18 protein-coding genes are annotated in these 19,901 nt (G+C 61.9%); 3 read left to right on the top strand and 15 right to left on the bottom strand.

Going from position 1 to position 19,901, the window contains the following annotated elements:
* Positions 1–185: 185 nt before the first annotated feature.
* The 15 genes from rnhB to rpsB all read right to left on the bottom strand — a co-directional run bounded on the left by rnhB (position 186) and on the right by rpsB (position 14,766).
* Positions 186–809, bottom strand: a complete 624-nt coding sequence (gene rnhB, locus OZ911_RS05660) for a ribonuclease HII (protein ID WP_023048359.1) — start codon at positions 807–809, stop codon at positions 186–188.
* Position 810: 1 nt separating this feature from the next.
* Complete coding sequence (gene lpxB, locus OZ911_RS05655) at positions 811–1,938, bottom strand: lipid-A-disaccharide synthase (protein ID WP_023048360.1); 1,128 nt, start codon at positions 1,936–1,938, stop codon at positions 811–813.
* 1 nt (position 1,939) lies between these two features.
* On the bottom strand, positions 1,940–2,716 hold the full coding sequence (gene lpxA / locus OZ911_RS05650) for an acyl-ACP--UDP-N-acetylglucosamine O-acyltransferase (protein WP_016485216.1): 777 nt from the start codon (positions 2,714–2,716) through the stop codon (positions 1,940–1,942).
* Complete coding sequence (gene fabZ / locus OZ911_RS05645) at positions 2,713–3,153, bottom strand: 3-hydroxyacyl-ACP dehydratase FabZ (RefSeq protein WP_008094893.1); 441 nt, start codon at positions 3,151–3,153, stop codon at positions 2,713–2,715. Before fabZ ends, lpxA begins: the two co-directional genes overlap by 4 nt.
* Positions 3,154–3,267: 114 nt before the next feature.
* Positions 3,268–4,323, bottom strand: a complete 1,056-nt coding sequence (gene lpxD / locus OZ911_RS05640; protein ID WP_016485215.1) for a UDP-3-O-(3-hydroxymyristoyl)glucosamine N-acyltransferase — start codon at positions 4,321–4,323, stop codon at positions 3,268–3,270.
* Between the two features lies 1 nt (position 4,324).
* Positions 4,325–4,828, bottom strand: a complete 504-nt coding sequence (locus OZ911_RS05635; protein WP_012270843.1) for an OmpH/Skp family outer membrane protein — start codon at positions 4,826–4,828, stop codon at positions 4,325–4,327.
* A 44-nt stretch (positions 4,829–4,872) separates the two neighbouring features.
* Positions 4,873–7,233 (bottom strand): outer membrane protein assembly factor BamA, encoded by a 2,361-nt coding sequence (gene bamA / locus OZ911_RS05630; RefSeq protein WP_096425675.1) that lies wholly within the window; start codon positions 7,231–7,233, stop codon positions 4,873–4,875.
* 73 nt (positions 7,234–7,306) lie between these two features.
* Positions 7,307–8,659, bottom strand: coding sequence for an RIP metalloprotease RseP (gene rseP, locus OZ911_RS05625; RefSeq protein ID WP_016485213.1), 1,353 nt, complete (start codon positions 8,657–8,659; stop codon positions 7,307–7,309).
* 70 nt (positions 8,660–8,729) lie between these two features.
* Positions 8,730–9,920: a 1-deoxy-D-xylulose-5-phosphate reductoisomerase gene (gene ispC / locus OZ911_RS05620; RefSeq protein ID WP_060517529.1), complete on the bottom strand. Its 1,191-nt coding sequence runs from the start codon at positions 9,918–9,920 to the stop codon at positions 8,730–8,732.
* Positions 9,917–10,732: a phosphatidate cytidylyltransferase gene (locus OZ911_RS05615; RefSeq protein WP_016485211.1), complete on the bottom strand. Its 816-nt coding sequence runs from the start codon at positions 10,730–10,732 to the stop codon at positions 9,917–9,919. The genes ispC and OZ911_RS05615 overlap by 4 nt, the downstream gene beginning before the upstream one ends.
* A complete protein-coding gene (gene uppS / locus OZ911_RS05610; RefSeq protein ID WP_016485210.1) occupies positions 10,732–11,487 on the bottom strand; it encodes a polyprenyl diphosphate synthase in 756 nt (251 codons plus the stop codon). Before uppS ends, OZ911_RS05615 begins: the two co-directional genes overlap by 1 nt.
* A 15-nt stretch (positions 11,488–11,502) precedes the next feature.
* Complete coding sequence (frr, locus tag OZ911_RS05605; protein ID WP_016485209.1) at positions 11,503–12,060, bottom strand: ribosome recycling factor; 558 nt, start codon at positions 12,058–12,060, stop codon at positions 11,503–11,505.
* The gene (gene pyrH, locus OZ911_RS05600) at positions 12,057–12,800 is read right to left on the bottom strand and encodes a UMP kinase (protein WP_012270836.1); all 744 of its coding nucleotides are present in this window, start codon (positions 12,798–12,800) and stop codon (positions 12,057–12,059) included. The genes frr and pyrH overlap by 4 nt, the downstream gene beginning before the upstream one ends.
* A gap of 179 nt (positions 12,801–12,979) precedes the next feature.
* Positions 12,980–13,843: a translation elongation factor Ts gene (gene tsf / locus OZ911_RS05595; protein WP_016485208.1), complete on the bottom strand. Its 864-nt coding sequence runs from the start codon at positions 13,841–13,843 to the stop codon at positions 12,980–12,982.
* 185 nt (positions 13,844–14,028) lie between these two features.
* On the bottom strand, positions 14,029–14,766 hold the full coding sequence (gene rpsB / locus OZ911_RS05590) for a 30S ribosomal protein S2 (RefSeq protein ID WP_016485207.1): 738 nt from the start codon (positions 14,764–14,766) through the stop codon (positions 14,029–14,031).
* A 345-nt stretch (positions 14,767–15,111) separates the two neighbouring features.
* On the opposite strand from rpsB, the gene map reads away from it, so the two are divergent.
* From map to dapC, 3 genes are read left to right on the top strand one after another with little or no spacing between them, the layout of a single operon-like run.
* On the top strand, positions 15,112–15,894 hold the full coding sequence (gene map / locus OZ911_RS05585; RefSeq protein WP_016485206.1) for a type I methionyl aminopeptidase: 783 nt from the start codon (positions 15,112–15,114) through the stop codon (positions 15,892–15,894).
* Positions 15,895–15,935: 41 nt separating this feature from the next.
* A complete protein-coding gene (locus OZ911_RS05580; RefSeq protein ID WP_016485205.1) occupies positions 15,936–18,638 on the top strand; it encodes a [protein-PII] uridylyltransferase in 2,703 nt (900 codons plus the stop codon).
* Between the two features lie 30 nt (positions 18,639–18,668).
* On the top strand, positions 18,669–19,865 hold the full coding sequence (dapC, locus tag OZ911_RS05575) for a succinyldiaminopimelate transaminase (RefSeq protein WP_016485204.1): 1,197 nt from the start codon (positions 18,669–18,671) through the stop codon (positions 19,863–19,865).
* Positions 19,866–19,901: the final 36 nt, after the last annotated feature.

Raw genomic sequence — 19,901 nt, 5'->3', positions numbered from 1 at the left:
GACAAGGGCGGGATTGTAGCTCAAATGGGGAAGAGATTTGGGGCTGCTTGCACCCTCCCTGCAGGAGCAGCCTTGTGCTGCGAAGAGGCCAGTACCGGCGTAGCAACTGCATTTACCTGACTGGCCCTTTCGCAGCACAAGGCTGCTCCTACAAGAGCGAAAGGGCCGCGAAGGGCCCTGGCAGGTCAGATCAGGGAATGGGTGACGCCTTCGCGTGCTTCCCAGGCCGCCCGCACCGGGGCAAAGGAACGCCGATGAATGGGCGTAGGCCCCAACCGCGCCAACGCCTCAAGGTGCACCGGGGTCGGGTACCCCTTGTGCCCACCCATGCCATACCCAGGGTAGATCAGCTCGAACGCGCTCATCTCACGGTCACGGCTGACCTTGGCCAGGATCGAGGCAGCCGCAATAGCCGGCACCTGGCTATCGCCTTTGACCACCGGCGACGCCGGAACGGCCAGCTTCGGGCAGCGGTTGCCATCGATCAAGGCCAGTTTCGGCGTAATGTGCAGGCCTTCCACCGCGCGCTGCATGGCCAGCATTGTGGCCTGCAGGATGTTCAAGCGGTCGATTTCTTCGACCTCGGCACGGGCGATGCAGAAGCTCAGGGCCTTTTCACAGATCTCGTCGAACAACGCCTCGCGCTTGGCTTCGGTGAGTTTCTTCGAGTCGTTCAGGCCGAGGATCGGGCGCGCCGGATCAAGGATTACCGCCGCCGTTACCACCGCACCGCACAGCGGGCCGCGGCCGACTTCGTCGACGCCGGCGACCAGGTCCTCGACCAGGTTGAAGTCCAGTCCAATTTGCATGTCAGCGGTCCTTGAGCAAGGCCAGTACCGCCTCGGCCGCCTGGTTGGAGGCGTCACGGCGCAGAGTGCGGTGAATTTCGTCGAAACGTTCGGTCTGCTGGCTGCCATCGCGCACCAGCGGCGCGAGGGTGTTGGCCAGGGCATCGCTGGTGGCGGCGTCCTGCAACAGTTCGGGCACCAGTTCGCGCTGGGCGAGCAGGTTCGGCAATGACACGTAAGGGCTCTTGACCAGGCGCTTGAGGATCCAGTAGGTCAAGGGCGCCAAACGGTAGGCTACCACCATGGGGCGCTTGTACAGCAACGCTTCGAGGGTGGCGGTACCCGAGGCGATCAAGACCGCATCACAGGCTGCCAGCGCCTGGTGCGACTGGCCATCGAGCAGGGTCAGCGGCAGTACCCGGCCTTCGAGCATGTGTTCAACCTGGGCACGACGCGCGGCGTTGGCGCAGGGCAGCACGAAGTGCACGCCCGGTACCTGCTGCTGCAGACGCTCGGCAGCGTCAAGGAACAACGCCCCAAGGCGCCCTACTTCGCCGCCCCGGCTGCCGGGCATCAGCGCAACCACCGGGCCCGCGCCCAGGCCAAGCGCAGCACGTGCTGCAAGGCGGTCGGCTTGCAGCGGTATGGTGTCGGCCAGCGGATGACCGACAAAACGCACCGGCACGCCCTGCTCTTCATAGAACCGCGCCTCGAACGGCAGCAGCGTCAGCATCAGGTCGCAGCCTTCGCGAATTTTCAGCACGCGCTTCTGCCGCCAAGCCCAGACCGACGGGCTGACGTAATGCACGGTCTTGATCCCGACCTGACGCAGTTTCAGTTCGATGTTGAGGGTGAAGTCAGGGGCGTCAATGCCGATGAAGACATCGGGCTTTGCGTCGATCAGTGTCTGGATCAGCAGCTTGCGGCGCTTGAGCAGCTCGCGCAGGCGCCCCAGCACTTCGACCAGGCCCATGACCGCCAGGCGCTCCATGGGGAAGTACGATTGCAGCCCTTCGGCTTCCATCAAAGGGCCGCCAACGCCAATGAAACGTACATCGGGGTGGCGCGCCTTGAGGGCACGCATCAAGCCTGAACCAAGGATATCGCCGCTGGCCTCACCCGCGACCAAGGCTACGCAAAGCGGGGCCATGTCAGCGGGTGATGCCGCGGGCGGAGTTCACGATCGACTGACGGAACAGTTCGACCTCAGGGTGCTTCGCAGCCATCTCGGCCAGCTCCTTGAGCGCGTCTTCGACGGTCAGGCTCTGACGATAGACAATCTTGTAGCAACGACGCAGTACGTGAATCACCTCGTCGCTGAAACCGCGGCGGCGCATGCCTTCGAAGTTCATGCTGCGGGCTTCGGCCGGGCTGCCGAACACGGTGACGAAGGCCGGGACGTCCTTGCCGATTGCCGTGCCCATGCCGGAAAACGCGTGGGCACCGATATGACAATACTGATGCACCAGGGTGTAGCCGGACAGGATCGCCCAGTCCCCCACATGCACATGGCCTGCCAGGGCCGTGTTATTGACCAGGATGCAGTGGTTGCCGATGACGCTGTCGTGGCCGATGTGGGCATAAGCCATGATCAGGTTATGGTCGCCCACGGTGGTTTCCGCACGGTCCTGAACGGTGCCGCGGTGAATGGTCACCCCTTCGCGGAACACATTGTGATCACCGATCACCAGGCGCGTCGGCTCCCCCTTGTACTTGAGGTCCGGGGTATCTTCGCCGATGGAGGAAAACTGAAAGATACGGTTGTGCTTGCCGATACGGGTCGGCCCTTTGAGCACAACATGCGGGCCGATAACGGTACCCTCCCCGATTTCCACATCGGGGCCAACGATCGACCAAGGGCCGACCTCGACACCATCGGCCAGCTTGGCCGACGGATCGATAATGGCCCGAGGATCAATCGAATTCATAGGGAGCGTTCCGCGCATGTGATCTGTGCCGAGCAAACCGGCTTGCCGTCCACCAGCGCGCGGCATTCGAATTTCCAGATCATGCTCTTGCGGCTCAGGAACTTGGCTTCCAGCACCAACTGGTCACCCGGCAGTACCGGCTGACGGAAACGCAGCTTGTCGGAACCGACGAAGTAATACAGGGTGCCATCAGCCGGCTTGGCATCGAGCATCTTGAAACCGAGGATGCCTGCCGCCTGGGCCATGGCTTCGATGATCAAAACGCCCGGCATGATCGGGTGCGCCGGGAAATGGCCGTTGAAGAACGGCTCGTTGATGCTGACATTCTTGTAGGCACGAATGCTCTGGGCCTCGAAGTCCAGATCCGTCACCCGGTCCACCAGCAGGAACGGGTAACGGTGAGGCAGGTATTCGCGAATCTCGTTGATGTCCATCATTTCGGGGGGGAAGCCTGTAATAAGAATAGGGAGCGCAGGTGCTGAACACACGCTCCTTTAGCAATCCAAAGAGGAGCCAGCTAGCGACTGTTCACTCTTGCTCAGGGAATGGTATCAGCCTTCTGATGTCGGCAGGCCACCTGAGGTCACGGTATCGACGCGTTTTTCCAGCTGCTGGAGGCGCTTGGCCATGTCATCAAGCTGGCGGATACGCGCAGCGCTCTTGCGCCAGTCAGCCAAAGGCTGCATGGCAGTGCCGGATGAATAGGAACCGGGTTCAGTGATCGAACGGGTTACCATTGTCATCCCGGAAATAAATACGTTATCGCAAATATCAATGTGCCCTACCAGGCCCACGCCCCCGGCCAGCATGCAATGCTTGCCGATGCGCGTACTGCCGGAAATGCCCACACAAGCGGCCATGGCCGTATGGTCACCAATCTGCACGTTGTGGGCGATCTGGATCTGGTTGTCGAGCTTGACCCCGTCACCGATCCGCGTGTCGGACAGCGCACCACGGTCGACGGCAGTATTGACGCCGATTTCCACGTCATCACCAATGGTGACGCCACCGATCTGGGCGATCTTGCGCCAGATACCCTTCTCATTGGCAAAGCCGAAGCCCTCGCCGCCGATCACAGCACCCGACTGGATGACCACGCGCTTGCCGATGACGACGTCGTGATACAACGTAACACGCGGCGCTAGCCAGCCCCCTTCACCTACAACGCAACGTGCACCGACGAAGCAATGCGCGCCGATGCTGACATCAGCCTCGATGCGCGCACCGCTTTCGATCACCGCGAACGGGCCGATGCTGGCGCTGGCGTCCACCTGCGCGTCCCCAGCCACCACGGCGCTGGGATGGATTCCCGCCACAGCCTTGGGTTTGGGGTCGAACAGGTGGGAAATACGCGCATACGCCTGGTACGGGTCGGCCACAATCAGGGCATTGCCAGCGAAGCTTTCGGCATCCGCAGCCTTGAGCAATACCGCACCCGCCTGGCAGTTATCCAGGTACTTGCGGTACTGCGGGTTGGCGAGGAAGCTCAATTGACCGGGGCCAGCCTCCTGCAAGGTGGCCAGCCCGGTAATCTGCAATGCCTCGGGCCCCTTGAGGGTGGCACCGAGGGCCTCGGCCAGCTGGCCTAGCGTCATGGTCACACTCATATCAACGGGCTTGGTTCATGCGCTCGATGACCTGGCGGGTGATGTCGTACTGAGGCTTGACATCGATGACCGCGCCACGCTCGAGGACCAGGTCGAAACCGCCTTTCTTGATCACTTCCTCGACAGCGCCATCCAGCTTCGGCTTCAGTTGCTTGAGCATGTCGCGATCAGCAACGGCCTTGGCTTCGTTCAGCTCCTTGGACTGGAACTGGAAGTCACGGGCCTTTTGCTTGAACTCGAGCTCCAGGCGCTCACGCTCCTGCTGCTGCATCTTGTCACCGCCTTTGATCAGGCGGTCCTGGATGCCCTTGGCGCTGCTTTCCAGGCTTTTCAGCTTGGTCAGTTGCGGGCCGAACTTCTTCTCGGCATCAACCGCGTATTTCTTGGCGGCATCCGACTCGAGCAGTGCCATCTGATAGTTCAGGACGGCAACCTTCATTTCGGCGAATGCCGGGGTGGCGACCAGCGCCGCGGCCACTACGGCCAGTTGAGCCAATTTACGCACGATGCACTCCTGGATAAACCGTTGTCGTTAAGCAAGGGCCGACCTTAGAAGGTCTGGCCCAGAGAGAATTGGAACACCTGGGTATCGGCATCGTCCGGCTTCTTGACCGGCATTGCCAGGCTGAAGCTCAACGGGCCCAGTGCGGTAATCCAGGTCACACCCAGGCCGACCGAACTGGCCATACCCGAGAAGCCGACCTTTTCGCAATCAGGTTTGTTGCCGCAGTTGGTGTCGAACACGTTACCCACGTCCCAGAACACGGAGGTGCGCAGCGAACGCTGGTCCTTGACGAACGGCAGCGGGAACAGCAGCTCGACACCGCCCTGTACCAGCACGTTGCCACCGAACGGCAGCGGATCCTGATCCGGGTCACGGATGGTGCCAGGTTTACCGCCTTCGTCTGCACCTTTACTCGGCGTGCTACGCGGGCCCAGGCTGCTGTCCTTGAAGCCGCGCACGGAGTTGAAGCCACCTGCGAAGTAGTTCTCGTAGAACGGCAGGCCCGAAGTGCTGCCATAACCATCACCATAGCCCAGCTCGGTGTGCAGGCGCAGGGTGTAGTCGTTGTTGATCGGCTGGAACAACTGGCCACGGTAGTCCAGCTTGAAGAACGACAAGTCGCTGCCAGGAATGGTGGATTCCAGGGTCAGGCTTTGCGAGTGACCACGGGTGGCCAGCACGCCTTTGTTCAGGGTCGACTCGGACCAGCCAATCGATGCCTTGAAGTTCAGGAAGTTTTCGCCCTCCTGATCGAGGAAGTCGAAGATCTCGTCAACGGTGTACTTGCCGGTCTTGATCTTGTCCTGCTGCACGCTCAGGCCGTATGTCAGGCGCGAGGTCTCGCTGATCGGGTAGCCCAGGCTGACGCCTGCACCCAGGCTGTCCACTGCGTAGCTGGCCACGTCGACGTCGAGGTCGTCGTAGTTGGTGCTGCGGTAGAAGGCGTTGTAACCCAGGCTGACGCCATCGGCAGTGAAGTAGGGGTCCACGAAGCCGAAGTTGTAGCGGGTCTGGTATTCCGAGCGGGTCAGCCCGATGGACACCTTGTTACCGGTACCGAGGAAGTTGCTCTGGCTGATCGAACCCCCGAGGATCAGGCCGGCGCTCTGGGCGAAACCGACGCTGGCGGTGATCGAGCCGGAGGCTTGCTCTTCGACGCTGTAGTTGACGTCGACCTGGTCGTCAGTACCTGGTACTGGCGGGGTCTCGACGTTGACTTCCTTGAAGAAGCCCAGGCGCTCCAGACGGGTCTTGGACTGGTCGATCAGGTAGGTCGAAGCCCAGCCACCTTCCATCTGGCGCATTTCGCGGCGCAGCACTTCGTCTTCGGTCTTGGTGTTGCCGCGGTAGTTGATGCGGTTGACGTAGGCACGCTTGCCCGGGTCGACCACGAACATGATGTCGACCGTGTGGTCCTGGTCGTTGGGCTGCGGCACGCCGTTGACGTTGGCGAAGGTGTAGCCTTCGTTACCCAGGCGGCGGGTGATCAGCTCGGACGTGGTGGTCATCACCTTGCGCGAGAACACCTGGCCCGGCTGCACCAGCAACAGCGATTTGACCTGGTCTTCTGGCACTTTCAGGTCACCGGACAGCTTCACGTCGCGAACGGTGTACTTCTCGCCTTCGTTGATGTTGACGGTGATGTAGACGTGTTTCTTGTCCGGCGTGATGGACACCTGGGTGGAGGCGATGTCCATGTTGATGTAGCCGCGGTCCAGGTAGTAGGAACGCAGGCGCTCCAGGTCACCGGACAGTTTTTCGCGGGCATACTTGTCGTCGTTCTTGAAGAACGACAGCCAGTTGGTGGTCTTCAGCTCGAACAACTGGCCCAGGGTTTCATCATCGAACACGTTGTTGCCAACGATGTTGATGTGCTGGATGGCAGCAACGGTGCCTTCGTTGATCTTGATCTTCAGTGCCACACGGTTGCGCGGCTGCGGCACCACTTCGGCGTCAACCTCGGCCGAGTAGCGGCCTTGGGCCACGTACTGGCGCTGCAGCTCGTTACGCACACCTTCGAGGGTGGCGCGCTGGAAGATCTCGCCTTCGGCCAGGCCCGATTGCTTCAGGCCCTTCATCAGGTCGTCGGTGCTGATGGCCTTGTTGCCTTCGATCTCGATGCTCGACACCGACGGGCGCTCCACCACGTTGATGATCAGCACATTGCCATCGCGGTTCAGCTGGATGTCCTGAAAGAAGCCGGTCTTGAACAGGGAACGGGTCGAGTCCACCAGGCGGCGATCATCGGCCTGGTCGCCGACATTCAGCGGCAAGGCACCGAAAACACTGCCAGCGGAAACCCGCTGCAGGCCGTTGACGCGAATATCGGAGATGGTGAAGGACTCGGCGTGAACTTCAGCGATCATCAGTGCGGACATGACCGCAGTTAGCAGCAGACGTTTCATGAAGTCCTTTTATTCCAACTGGCAATAAACAACCTGCCGCGAAAAAGCGGCAGGTTCGCAATTGAGCGAAGCTTTATAGTCGACCCAGATCGTTGATCAGGGCGAGCAACATCACCCCTATGACCAAACTGATACCGATCTGGACCCCCCAACCTTGCACCCGATCCGACAGCGGACGACCGCGCGCCCACTCGACCAGGTAAAACAGCAAATGCCCCCCATCCAGTACCGGGATGGGCAGCAAGTTAAGAACCCCCAGGCTTATGCTCAGGTAGGCCAGGAAATTCAGGAAATCCCCCACGCCGGACTGGGCTGAAGCGCCCGCCACTTTAGCAATGGTTATCGGTCCACTCAAGTTTTTTACCGAGAGCTCCCCGAACAGCATTTTCTTCAGCGATTCGAGGGTCAGCACGCTCATGCTCCAGGTGCGTGACAAGCCCTCACCCACCGCTTCAAGCGGGCCGTAGCTGATTTCGCGGAGCATGCTGGCAGGCCATTCGCCACCTTTTACTCCGGCACCCAGATAACCACCGGCAGCCTTGCCCTCCCCCTTGCGCGCCAGGGTTACCCGCACGTCCAGGGCCGCGCCGTCACGCTCGACACGCACTACCACATTGGCAGCCGGGCGGGCACGCACACTGTCGACCACCTGCTGCCATTGCGTCACGGCAACACCGTCGATACTCAGCAGCTTGTCACCCGTCCTGAGGCCCGCAGCGGCAGCCGGCCCCTTCGGATCGATCTCGGCCAGCACCGGCTCAATCGCCGGGCGCCAAGGGTGCAGCCCCAGGGACTGGATAGGGTCCGGCTCGTCAGCGCCCTTTAGCCAGCTGTCCAGCTTGACCGGCAGTTGGCGCTCGGCGGACGCGCCTTCGTCGCGCACCCCAACCTGCAAGGTGCCGCTCTCGCCAAGGCGACGAACAAGCTGCAAGTTGACCGCCGACCAACCGCTGGTCGGCTTGCCGTCGATAGAGACGATTTCCTGACCTGCGGTCAGCCCGGCCGATGCAGCCAGGCTGCCAGCATCGACCGCACCGATCACCGGCCGCACTTGCTGGGTACCCATCATTGCCAGCACCCAGAAGAACAGGATGGCCAGCAGGAAGTTGGCGATCGGGCCCGCCGCGACGATCGCGATACGCTGCCCCACGGGCTTTCGGTTGAACGACTGATCAGCCAGCGCTGGCGGTACATCACCCTCGCGCTCGTCGAGCATCTTCACGTAGCCACCCAGCGGGATGGCGGCGACCACAAACTCAGTGCCATGGCGATCGTGCCAGCGCAACAGCGGTGTGCCGAAGCCCACCGAGAAGCGCAGCACCTTGACGCCGCAGCGGCGCGCCACCCAGAAGTGGCCGAATTCGTGGAAGGTGACCAGCACACCCAAAGCCACAAGGGTGCCGATAATCATGTAGAGCGCTGTCATGTCCATCTCCGAATGATGTTCAGCGGGCCGGCTGTATGCCAGCCCCCTCAGAAACCTGGGTGGGTTTGCATCAGCGACCGTGACGCCTCAGCCACTCACGGGAAAGCTCCCGGGCACGCTGGTCGGCGGCGAACACCGCGTCCAGCGACGGCAGCGGCACGACGGGCTCCTGATCGAGCACCTGTTCGATCATACCCGCGATCTCCGGAAAGCGGATACGCCGCTCAAGAAATGCTTCGACCGCCACCTCATTGGCTGCATTGAGTACGGCGGGTGCGCTGTTGCCCGCCTCGGCAGCCTGCCGCGCCAGGCGCAGGCAAGGGAAGCGCTGTTCGTCGGGCGCATGGAAATCCAGACGGGCGATGGCGAACAGGTCGAGCGGGGCCACCCCGGAATCGATACGTTCAGGCCACGCCAGGGCATTGGCGATCGGCGTACGCATGTCCGGATTACCCAGCTGCGCCAGCACCGAACCGTCCACGTAATCGACCAGGGAGTGAATGACACTCTGTGGGTGCACCACCACCTCGACCTTGGCCGGAGGGGCATCGAACAACCAGCAGGCCTCGATCAGCTCGAGCCCCTTGTTCATCATGCTGGCCGAATCCACGGAAATCTTGCGCCCCATCGACCAGTTGGGATGCGCACAGGCCTGCTCCGGCGTCACATCCAGCAAAGCTTCGACCGGCGTTTCACGGAACGGGCCACCGGAAGCCGTCAGCAGTATCCGGCGCACGCCAACCGCGCTCAGGCCACGCGCGTAGTCGCCGGGCATGCACTGGAAGATCGCGTTGTGCTCGCTATCGATCGGCAACAGCACGGCACCGCTGCGCCGCACGGCCTCGATGAACAGCGCACCGGACATTACCAAGGCTTCCTTGTTGGCCAGCAGCACCTTCTTGCCCGCCTCGACGGCAGCCAAGGTGGGGCGCAGGCCGGCAGCGCCGACAATCGCTGCCATCACCGCATCCACTTCCGCTGCCGAAGCCACCTGACAAAGCCCGGCCTCGCCTTCCAGCACCTCGGTGGTGCAGCCGGCAGCCGCCAGGTTTTCGCGCAGTCGCACAGCTGCTTCGGCACTCGGCACTACAGCGAAGGCCGGGCGATGGCGCATGCACAGGGCCAGCAACTCGTCGATGCGCGAATAACCGCTGAGGGCGAACACCTGATAGCGATCGGGGTGGCGCGCGATCACATCCAGCGTGCTCAGACCGATGGAGCCGGTGGCCCCGAGTACGGTAATACGTTGCGGACGGCTCACATCACACCCCATTCGGCAGCCCACAACAACACGGCAAAAATCGGGATCGCCGCAGTAAGGCTGTCAATGCGGTCGAGTACACCACCATGGCCGGGCAGCAGATTACTGCTGTCCTTGATACCGGAGCGGCGTTTGAACATGCTCTCTGTCAGGTCACCGACCACCGAGGACATGACCAGCAGCGCGGCACCCAGCAGGCCCAGCAGGATCTGACCGAAACCCCAGTCACGACTGATGCCAACCGCCAACGTAATCGCAAGGCTCACCGCCAGGCCGCCATACACGCCTTCCCAGCTCTTGCCTGGGCTGACCTGCGGGGCCAGCTTGCGCTTGCCGAAGGCCCTGCCAGAGAAGTAAGCGCCAATGTCGGCGGCCCACACCAGCACCATGACCGACAGGATCAGCCAATTGCCCAGCGGCCAGTGCTTGAGCAACACCAGCCCCTGCCAGGCAGGCAGCAATACCAGCAGGCCGATCAGCAACCGGCAGGCGGCACTGGCCCACAGCTCGCTGCTACGCGGGTAGGTAAGCACCAGCCAGGTGGCCAGCCCCCACCAGATCACTGCAGCACCCAGCACCCAGGGCGCCAGCTCCGGAAGGATGTACAGCAACATCAGCGCTCCGGCGACCACCGCGGCATAGGCGATACGCAGCGGCTGGGCCATCAACCCGGCCAGACGTGCCCACTCCCAGGCGCCAAGGGTCACCACGAAGCCGATGAACAGGGCGAAATCCCCGCCGTTGAGCAGGAAGAAGCCACCCAGCGCGATCGGCAGCAGGATCAGCGCAGTCATGATGCGTTGTTTAAGCATTAAGCACGAGCTCCAGCCTCGACCTGCTCGCTGGTCTTACCGAAGCGGCGCTGGCGCGAAGCGAAATCGGCCAGGGCATTGCGCATGGCCTCGTGTTTGAAGTCCGGCCAGTACAGGTCGGAGAAATACAGCTCGGCGTAGGCCAGCTGCCACAACAGGAAATTGCTGATGCGGTGCTCGCCACCGGTGCGAATGCACAGGTCCGGCAGCGGTAGCTCGCCGGTTGCCAGGCAGGTCTGCAGCAGGCCCGGGGTAATGTCTTCCGGGCGCAGGTGCCCGGCTTGCACTTCCCGCGCCAGCCGCTGAGCGGCCTGAGCGATGTCCCACTGGCCACCGTAGTTGGCCGCAATCTGCAGGATGAAGCGGTTGTTGCCGGCGGTCAGCGCCTCGGCCTCGCGCATGGCAGCTTGCAGTTCGGGATGGAAACGCGAACGGTCACCGATGATGCGCAAGCTGATGTTGTTCTCGTTGAGGCGCTTCGCCTCGCGGCGCAGGGCCGAGAAGAACAGCTCCATCAGCGCACCGACCTCTTCGGCGGGGCGCTGCCAGTTTTCGCTGGAGAACGCGAACAGGGTCAGTACCTCGACCCCGGACTTGGCACACACTTCGATGACCGCGCGAACGGCGTCTACACCCGCCTTGTGCCCGGCAACGCCGGGCAGCAGGCGTTTTTTCGCCCAGCGGTTGTTGCCATCCATGATGATCGCGACGTGACGCGGCACCGAGGACGGCGCCACTGGCTTGGTCTTTTCCATTAAGAAACCCCGGCCTTAGACGGCCATCAGGTCCTTTTCCTTGGCTTTGAAGGCAGCATCGACTTCGGCAACGAACTTGTCGGTCAGCTTCTGGATCTCGTCAGCGGCGCGACGTTCTTCGTCTTCGCTGATTTCCTTGTCCTTGGTCAGCTTCTTCAGGTCGGCAAGGGCGTCGCGGCGTACGTTGCGCACGGCAACCTTGGCATCCTCGCACACGCCACTGGCCTGCTTGGTATAGCCCTTGCGGGTTTCCTCGGTCAGGGCTGGCATTGGCACACGAATGGTAGTGCCGGCGCTGGACGGGTTCAGGCCCAGGTCAGAAGTAAGAATGGCCTTTTCGATGGCAGCGCTGAGGTTTTTGTCATGAGCGACAATTTTCAGGGTGCGGGCATCTTCGACGCTGATCGCAGCCACCTGGTTCAGCGGCATTTCGCTGCCCCAGGCAGTGACCTTGACGCTATCCAGGATGCTTGGGTGGGCACGACCGGTGCGGATCGCCGCCAGGTTACGGCTCAGGGCCTCAAGGGACTTGGTCATGCGCTCCTGCGCGTCTTTCTTGATGTCGTTGATCATGCTTGGCCTTCCTCGATCAGAGTACCTTCAGCGCCACCCACCACGATGTTCAGCAGGGCGCCAGGCTTGTTCATGTTGAATACCCGCAATGGCATCCCGTGGTCGCGGCACAGGACGATTGCGGTCAGGTCCATCACACCCAGCTTGCGATCCAGGACCTCATCGTAGGTCAGGTGATCGAACTTCTCGGCGTGTGGGTCCTTGAATGGATCGGCAGTGTACACACCATCGACCTTGGTCGCCTTCAGCACGACGTCGGCATCGATTTCGATGGCGCGCAGGCAAGCGGCGGAGTCGGTGGTGAAGAACGGGTTGCCGGTACCGGCGGAGAAAATTACCACATCCCCGGAGTTGAGGTGGCGAATAGCTTTGCGGCGATCATAATGATCGGTGACGCCGACCATGGAGATGGCGGACATGACCAGGGCCGGGATGTTCGAGCGCTCCAGCGCATCGCGCATGGCCAGGCCGTTCATCACGGTGGCCAGCATACCCATGTGGTCACCGGTGACGCGGTCCATGCCGGCTGCGCTGAGTGCAGCGCCACGGAACAGGTTGCCACCGCCAATCACCAGGCCGACCTGGACACCAATCCCTACCAACTGGCCAACTTCAAGGGCCATGCGATCCAGCACCTTCGGGTCGATCCCGAAGTCTTCCGAGCCCATCAGGGCCTCGCCGCTAAGTTTGAGCAAAATGCGTTTATAGCGAGGTTGGCGACCACTCACCTGCTGAGCCATTGCGAGTCTCTCCTGCGGCGTACTTTAGAAAATTCGTGCGGGCTGTTTTCAGCCTGCTAACTGTAGCGTGGCACCGCTTTGGTGCCAGCGGCGGCGGGTTTCATAAACCCTTCGCCGTTTTGACAAAGAGGCTGCGCGCGTGAGCGGGCAGCCTCTTTGGGGCGACAGACGGGGCTGTCTTACTGCTTGGCGGCAGCTACCTGAGCGGCAACTTCAGCAGCGAAGTCGTCGACTGGCTTCTCGATGCCTTCGCCTACTTTGAAGTAGGTGAAGGAAACGATTTCAGCGCCGGCTTTCTTGGCCAGCTCGCCAACCTTGACTTCTGGGTTCATGACGAAGGCCTGCTCTTTCAGCGAAGCTTCAGCCTTGAACTTGGTGATACGGCCGTTGATCATGTTCTCAACGATGTTTTCCGGCTTGCCGGCAATCTTGTCGGCGTTCAGCTGCAGGAAGACATTCTTCTCGCGCTCGATGGCCTCGGCGGAGATTTCCGACGAATCCAGGAACTCAGGGTTCGACGCTGCAACGTGCATGGCGATGTTCTTCGCCAGCTCGACGTCACCGCCTTTCAGAACGACGACTGCGCCGATCTTGTTGCCGTGCAGGTAGGCACCGACAACGTCACCTTCAACGCGCACCAGGCGACGGATGTTGACGTTCTCGCCACACTTGGCAACCAGGGCTTCACGAGCTGCTTCACGCGAGGCGATCAGCGGAGCGGCGTCGGTCAGTTTCTGGGCGAAGGCTTCTTCAAGGCTTTCGGCAACGAAGTTCTTGAAGTCGTCTTGCAGGGCCAGGAAGTCGGTCTGCGAGTTCACTTCCAGCAGAACGGCGGATTTACCGTCGGTCTTGACGGCGATAGCGCCTTCAGCAGCGACGTTGCCAGCCTTTTTGGCGGCCTTGATGGCGCCCGAGGCACGCATGTCGTCAATGGCTTTCTCGATGTCGCCGCCAGCCTTTTCCAGGGCTTTCTTGCAATCCATCATGCCTTCGCCAGTACGCTCGCGCAGTTCTTTTACCAGCGCTGCAGTAATTGCTGCCATTTCAAAATCCTCTTGGAAAGTTTTTCAACCATTCCACCCGTTCGTCACGGGCGTTAAATTCTGCGAATCCGCTGTTGTTATCTCAGCCAACCCATAATGCGGGGCCCTTGCTGACAGCAGGATTTCAAGGTGGCAAAAAGGGGGCAAAGCCCCCTTTTTGCGTGCCAAGTAGACGCTAGCGCCTATTACTCAGCAGCAGGTGCAGCCGCTTCTTCAACATAGACTTCGGTGCCGCCAGCAACGTTGTTGCGGCCGCGGATGATGGCGTCAGCCATCGAAGTCATGTACAGCTCGATGGCGCGGATGGCGTCGTCGTTGCCTGGGATGATGTAGTCAACACCTTCCGGGCTGCTGTTGGTATCGACAACGCCGATAACCGGGATGCCCAGCTTGTTAGCTTCGGTGATAGCAATGCGCTCGTGGTCAACGTCGATCACGAACAGGGCATCAGGCAGACCGCCCATGTCCTTGATACCACCCAGGCTGCGGTCCAGCTTTTCCAGATCGCGCGAACGCATCAGGGCTTCTTTCTTGGTCAGCTTGGCAAAGGTGCCGTCTTCGGCCTGGGCTTCCAGGTCGCGCAGACGCTTGATCGAAGCGCGGATGGTCTTGTAGTTGGTCAGCATGCCGCCCAACCAGCGGTGGTCAACGTATGGCGAACCGGCACGAGCAGCTTGCTCGGCGACGATCTTGCCGGCGGAACGCTTGGTGCCGACGAACATGATCTTGTTCTTGCCCTGAGCCAGACGCTCTACGAACGCCAGGGCGTCGTTGAACATTGGCAGGGTTTTTTCCAGGTTGATGATGTGGATCTTGTTACGCGCGCCGAAAATGTACTTGCCCATTTTCGGGTTCCAGTAACGGGTCTGGTGGCCGAAGTGCACACCGGCCTTCAGCATATCGCGCATATTGACTTGGGACATGATAGTTCCTTGGTAAGTCGGGTTGGGCCTCCACGCGTCCCAATGACCAACCCGCAAATTCGAGAATCCGGGGCACCCAGGTCATCGTGTCGACACGTGTGTGGGTTTAGGCTTACGGGGTCGTCCCCGAAAGCGGCGCATGTTATACCACAGACCGCCAGCGAACGAAACCCGAATGAGGTTGCGTCTGTCAGCGGTTTTTGCAGCGCCCCGCCAAACAGGCCAGAATGCCTCCTGTAGACAGCAGCATGGCCGCCTTTATCCCGACAGAATGCCGCCCTGCTCTGCTAGAATCCGGCCTTTCCCGTTTGTTCGCGCCGCGTGCGGCGCCGTAGAGAGCCTGTAATGACCGTCAACATCAAGACCGCAGAAGACATCGAGAAGATGCGCATCGCCGGCCGCCTGGCCGCCGAGGTGCTGGAAATGATCGAGGAGCACGTCAAGCCCGGTGTTACCACCGAAGAGCTCGACCGCTTGTGCCACGACTATATCGTCAACGTCCAGCAGGCCATCCCGGCGCCGCTCAACTACAAGGGCTACCCGAAGTCGATCTGCACCTCGATCAACCATGTGGTCTGCCACGGCATCCCCAACGACAAGCCGCTCAAGGACGGTGACACGCTCAACATCGACGTCACCGTGATCAAGGACGGCTACCACGGCGATACCAGCCGCATGTTCCACGTGGGCAACGTGCCGGTGTGGGCCGAGCGCCTGTCCAAGGTTACCCAGGAGTGCATGTACAAGGCCATCGAGCTGGTCAAGCCGGGCTGCCGCCTGGGCGATATCGGCGAAGTGATCCAGAAGCACGCGGAAAAGAACGGCTTCTCGGTGGTACGCGAGTTCTGCGGCCATGGCATCGGCAAGGTGTTCCACGAAGAACCGCAGATCCTGCACTACGGCCGCGCCGGCACCGGCATGGAGCTTAAAGAAGGCATGACCTTCACCATCGAGCCGATGATCAACCAGGGCAAGGCCGACACCAAGGTGCTGGGCGACGGCTGGACCGCCATCACCAAGGACCGCAAGCTCTCGGCCCAGTGGGAACACACCCTGGTGGTGACCGCGACCGGCTATGAGATCTTCACCCTGCGCAAGGACGACACCATCCCGCGCACCTCGGCCTGACCGCACTCCCACAGGCCACCCGACGACAGGAACGTGACGCGATGCCCCAGGTGGACCCCGAGCTGTTCGACCGCGGCCAGTTCCAGGCGGAACTGGCCCTCAAGGCGAGCCCCATCGCCGCCTTCAAGAAAGCCATCCGCCAGGCCGGCGAGGTGCTCGACAAGCGTTTCCGCAGTGGCGACGATATCCGTCCACTGATCGAAGCCCGCGCCTGGCTCGTCGACAATATCCTGCAACAGGCGTGGAACCAGTTCGACTGGGGCGACCAGAATGGCATCGCCCTGGTCGCGGTGGGTGGCTACGGGCGCGGTGAGCTGCACCCGCATTCAGACATCGACCTGCTGATTTTGCTGGGCGCCGCCGAGCACGAACAATACCGCGACGCCATCGAACGCTTTCTCACCCTGCTGTGGGACATCGGCCTGGAAGTGGGCCAGAGCGTGCGCACCGTCGACGAGTGCGCCGAACAGGCCCGCGCGGACCTGACGGTGATTACCAACCTGATGGAAAGCCGCACCATCGCCGGCCCCGAGGCCCTGCGCCAGCGCATGCTGGAGGTGACCAGCACCGCGCACATGTGGCCGAGCAAAGACTTCTTCCTGGCCAAACGCGCCGAACTCAAGGCCCGTCACCACAAGTACAACGACACCGAGTACAACCTCGAACCTAACGTCAAGGGCTCGCCCGGCGGCCTGCGCGACATCCAGACCGTGCTGTGGGTGGCCCGCCGCCAGTACGGCACCCTGAACCTGCACGCCCTGGCCGGCGAGGGTTTCTTGCTGGAAAGCGAGAACGAACTGCTGGCCTCGTCCCAGGATTTTCTGTGGAAGGTACGTTACGCCCTGCACATGCTGGCCGGTCGCGCCGAGGACCGCCTGCTGTTCGACCACCAGCGCAGCCTCGCCGCGCTGCTTGGGTACAGCGACGACAACCCCAAGCGGGCAATCGAGCAGTTCATGCAGCAGTACTACCGGGTGGTGATGAGCATCAGCCAGCTGTGCGACCTGATCATCCAGCACTTCGAAGAGGTCATCCTCGCCGACGAAGACAGCGGCACCACCCAACCGCTGAATGCACGCTTTCGCCTGCACGACGGCTATATCGAGGCCACCCACCCGAACGTGTTCAAGCGCACACCGTTCGCCATGCTGGAAATCTTCGTGCTGATGGCCCAGCACCCGGAAATCAAGGGCGTGCGCGCCGATACGGTGCGCCTGCTGCGTGAGCACCGCCACCTGATCGACGACACTTTCCGCACCGATATCCGCAACACCAGCCTGTTCATCGAGCTGTTCAAGTGCGAAATCGGCATCCACCGCAACCTGCGGCGGATGAACCGCTACGGCATCCTTGGCCGCTACCTGCCGGAGTTCGGCCTGATCGTCGGGCAGATGCAGCATGACCTGTTCCACATCTATACGGTCGATGCACACACCCTCAACCTCATCAAGCACCTGCGCAAGCTGCAGTACACACCGGTGTCCGAGAAATTCCCGCTGGCCAGCAAGCTGATGGGGCGCCTGCCCAAGCCCGAGCTGATCTACCTTGCCGGCCTTTACCACGACATCGGCAAAGGTCGCCAGGGCGACCATTCCGAGCTGGGCGCGGTGGATGCGAAGAAGTTCTGCGAGCGACACCAGTTGCCGGCCTGGGACAGCCGGTTGATCGTCTGGCTGGTGCAGAACCACCTGGTGATGTCGACCACAGCCCAGCGCAAGGACTTGTCCGACCCGCAGGTAATCAACGACTTTGCCCTGCACGTGGGCGACGAGACGCGCCTGGACTACCTGTACGTGCTGACCGTGGCCGACATCAATGCCACCAACCCCAGCCTGTGGAACTCGTGGCGGGCCAGTCTGTTGCGCCAGCTCTACAGCGAGACCAAGCGCGCCCTGCGCCGCGGCCTGGAAAACCCGCTGGACCGCGAAGAGCAGATCCGCCAGACGCAGTCCTCAGCACTGGATATTCTGGTGCGCGAGGGTACCGACCCGGACGACGTCGAGCAGCTGTGGTCGCAACTGGGTGATGACTACTTCCTCAAGCACACCGCCGCCGACGTAGCCTGGCATACGGATGCGATCCTGCAGCAACCGGCTGATGGCGGGCCCCTGGTGCTGATCAAGGAAACCACCCAGCGGGAGTTCGAAGGCGGCACGCAGATCTTCATCTACGCCCCCGATCAGCACGATTTCTTTGCCGTGACGGTGGCGGCCATGTCGCAGCTGAACCTGAACATCCATGACGCGCGGATCATCACGTCGAGCAGCCAGTTCACCCTCGACACCTACATTGTGCTGGACAACGACGGCGGCTCGATCGGCGACAACCCGCAGCGGGTCAAGCAGATTCGCGATGGCCTGACCGAAGCGCTGCGCAACCCCGAAGACTACCCGACCATCATCCAGCGCCGGGTGCCGCGCCAGCTCAAGCACTTCGACTTCCCGCCGCAGGTGACCATCCTCAACGATGCCCAGCGGCCAGTGACCATCCTCGAAATCACCGCACCCGACCGCCCAGGCCTGCTGGCCCGGCTGGGGCGCATTTTCCTGGAGTTCGACCTGTCGCTGCAGAACGCCAAGATCGCCACTCTGGGCGAACGGGTGGAAGACGTGTTCTTCATCACTGATGCCGACAACCAGCCGCTGTCCGACCCGCAGCTGTGCAGCCGCCTGCAGGAGGCCATCGTGCAGCAGCTACAAGCCGGCCAAGGTAGCGACACCAGCCCGACCCGCGTGACCATTTAACGATTAGACGATTGACGAGACCTTGCGCCGATGAACCATGCCTTGACCCAGCTTCAGCCCTACCCGTTCGAAAAGCTCCGCGCCCTGCTGGGTAGCGTGAAGCCTGCGGCGGACAAACGCGCCATCGCCCTGTCGATCGGTGAGCCGAAGCACGAATCGCCGGCGTTCGTGGCCCAGGCCATGGCCGACAACCTCGACAAGCTGGCGGTGTACCCCAGCACCATCGGCGTGCCGGCCCTGCGCCAGGCCATCGGCCAGTGGTGCGAGCAGCGTTTTGGCGTGCCGGCCGGCTGGCTGGATGCCGAGCAGCACATCCTGCCGGTCAATGGCACCCGTGAAGCGCTGTTTGCCTTCACCCAGGCGGTGGTCAACCGTGCAGATGACGGCCTGGTAATCAGCCCAAACCCGTTCTACCAGATCTACGAAGGCGCAGCACTGCTGGCCGGGGCTACACCGCACTACCTGCCCTGCTTGGAAAGCAACGGTTTCAACCCCGATTTCGATGCCGTAACGGCGGACGTGTGGAAGCGCTGCCAGATCCTGTTCCTGTGCTCGCCGGGCAACCCCACCGGTGCATTGGTGCCGATGGACACCCTGAAAAAGCTGATTGCCCTGGCTGACGAACACGACTTCGTGATCGCCGCCGACGAGTGCTACAGCGAGCTGTACTTCGACGAAGATGCGCCACCACCGGGCCTGCTGACCGCCTGCGCCGAGCTTGGCCGTAGTGATTTTGCCCGCTGCGTGGTGTTCCATAGCCTGTCCAAGCGCTCCAACCTGCCGGGCCTGCGTTCGGGCTTTGTGGCTGGCGACGCCAAGATCATCAAGCCGTTCCTGCTGTACCGCACCTACCACGGCTGTGCCATGCCGGTGCAAACCCAGCTGGCCAGCATTGCCGCGTGGCAGGACGAGGCGCATGTGCGCGAGAACCGCGACCAGTACCGCGCCAAATACGATGCCGTGCTGGACATCCTGCAGCCGGTGCTGGACGTGCAGCGCCCGGATGGCAGCTTCTACCTGTGGGCCAAGGTGCCGGGCTGCGATGCCGAATTCACCCGCGACCTGTTCGAAGCCCAGCATGTGACCGTGGTACCAGGCTCGTACCTGTCGCGTGAAGTGGAGGGTGTGAACCCAGGCGCCGGGCGCGTACGCATGGCGCTGGTTGCACCGCTGGCCGAGTGCATCGAGGCGGCAGAGCGGATTCGTGCCTTCCTGCAAAACCGCTAATTGAGCTGGGGGCGCTGTGCGCCCCATTCGCGGGAC

The organism is Pseudomonas fortuita (genome assembly GCF_026898135.2).
GTDB classification, from domain to species: domain Bacteria; phylum Pseudomonadota; class Gammaproteobacteria; order Pseudomonadales; family Pseudomonadaceae; genus Aquipseudomonas; species Aquipseudomonas fortuita.
The sequence above is the reverse complement of the archived record's forward strand: the minus strand, read 5'-3'. Positions and strand labels throughout refer to the sequence as shown.

Coding starts and splice junctions, on each gene's coding strand:
- rnhB (WP_023048359.1), bottom strand. CDS start 809: ATGCAAATTGGACTGGACTTCAACCTGGTCGAGGACCTGGTCGCCGGC.
- lpxB (WP_023048360.1), bottom strand. CDS start 1,938: ATGGCCCCGCTTTGCGTAGCCTTGGTCGCGGGTGAGGCCAGCGGCGAT.
- lpxA (WP_016485216.1), bottom strand. CDS start 2,716: ATGAATTCGATTGATCCTCGGGCCATTATCGATCCGTCGGCCAAGCTG.
- fabZ (WP_008094893.1), bottom strand. CDS start 3,153: ATGATGGACATCAACGAGATTCGCGAATACCTGCCTCACCGTTACCCG.
- lpxD (WP_016485215.1), bottom strand. CDS start 4,323: ATGAGTGTGACCATGACGCTAGGCCAGCTGGCCGAGGCCCTCGGTGCC.
- bamA (WP_096425675.1), bottom strand. CDS start 7,233: ATGAAACGTCTGCTGCTAACTGCGGTCATGTCCGCACTGATGATCGCT.
- rseP (WP_016485213.1), bottom strand. CDS start 8,659: ATGACAGCGCTCTACATGATTATCGGCACCCTTGTGGCTTTGGGTGTG.
- OZ911_RS05615 (WP_016485211.1), bottom strand. CDS start 10,732: ATGCTTAAACAACGCATCATGACTGCGCTGATCCTGCTGCCGATCGCG.
- uppS (WP_016485210.1), bottom strand. CDS start 11,487: ATGGAAAAGACCAAGCCAGTGGCGCCGTCCTCGGTGCCGCGTCACGTC.
- frr (WP_016485209.1), bottom strand. CDS start 12,060: ATGATCAACGACATCAAGAAAGACGCGCAGGAGCGCATGACCAAGTCC.
- pyrH (WP_012270836.1), bottom strand. CDS start 12,800: ATGGCTCAGCAGGTGAGTGGTCGCCAACCTCGCTATAAACGCATTTTG.
- tsf (WP_016485208.1), bottom strand. CDS start 13,843: ATGGCAGCAATTACTGCAGCGCTGGTAAAAGAACTGCGCGAGCGTACT.
- rpsB (WP_016485207.1), bottom strand. CDS start 14,766: ATGTCCCAAGTCAATATGCGCGATATGCTGAAGGCCGGTGTGCACTTC.
- map (WP_016485206.1), top strand. CDS start 15,112: ATGACCGTCAACATCAAGACCGCAGAAGACATCGAGAAGATGCGCATC.
- OZ911_RS05580 (WP_016485205.1), top strand. CDS start 15,936: ATGCCCCAGGTGGACCCCGAGCTGTTCGACCGCGGCCAGTTCCAGGCG.
- dapC (WP_016485204.1), top strand. CDS start 18,669: ATGAACCATGCCTTGACCCAGCTTCAGCCCTACCCGTTCGAAAAGCTC.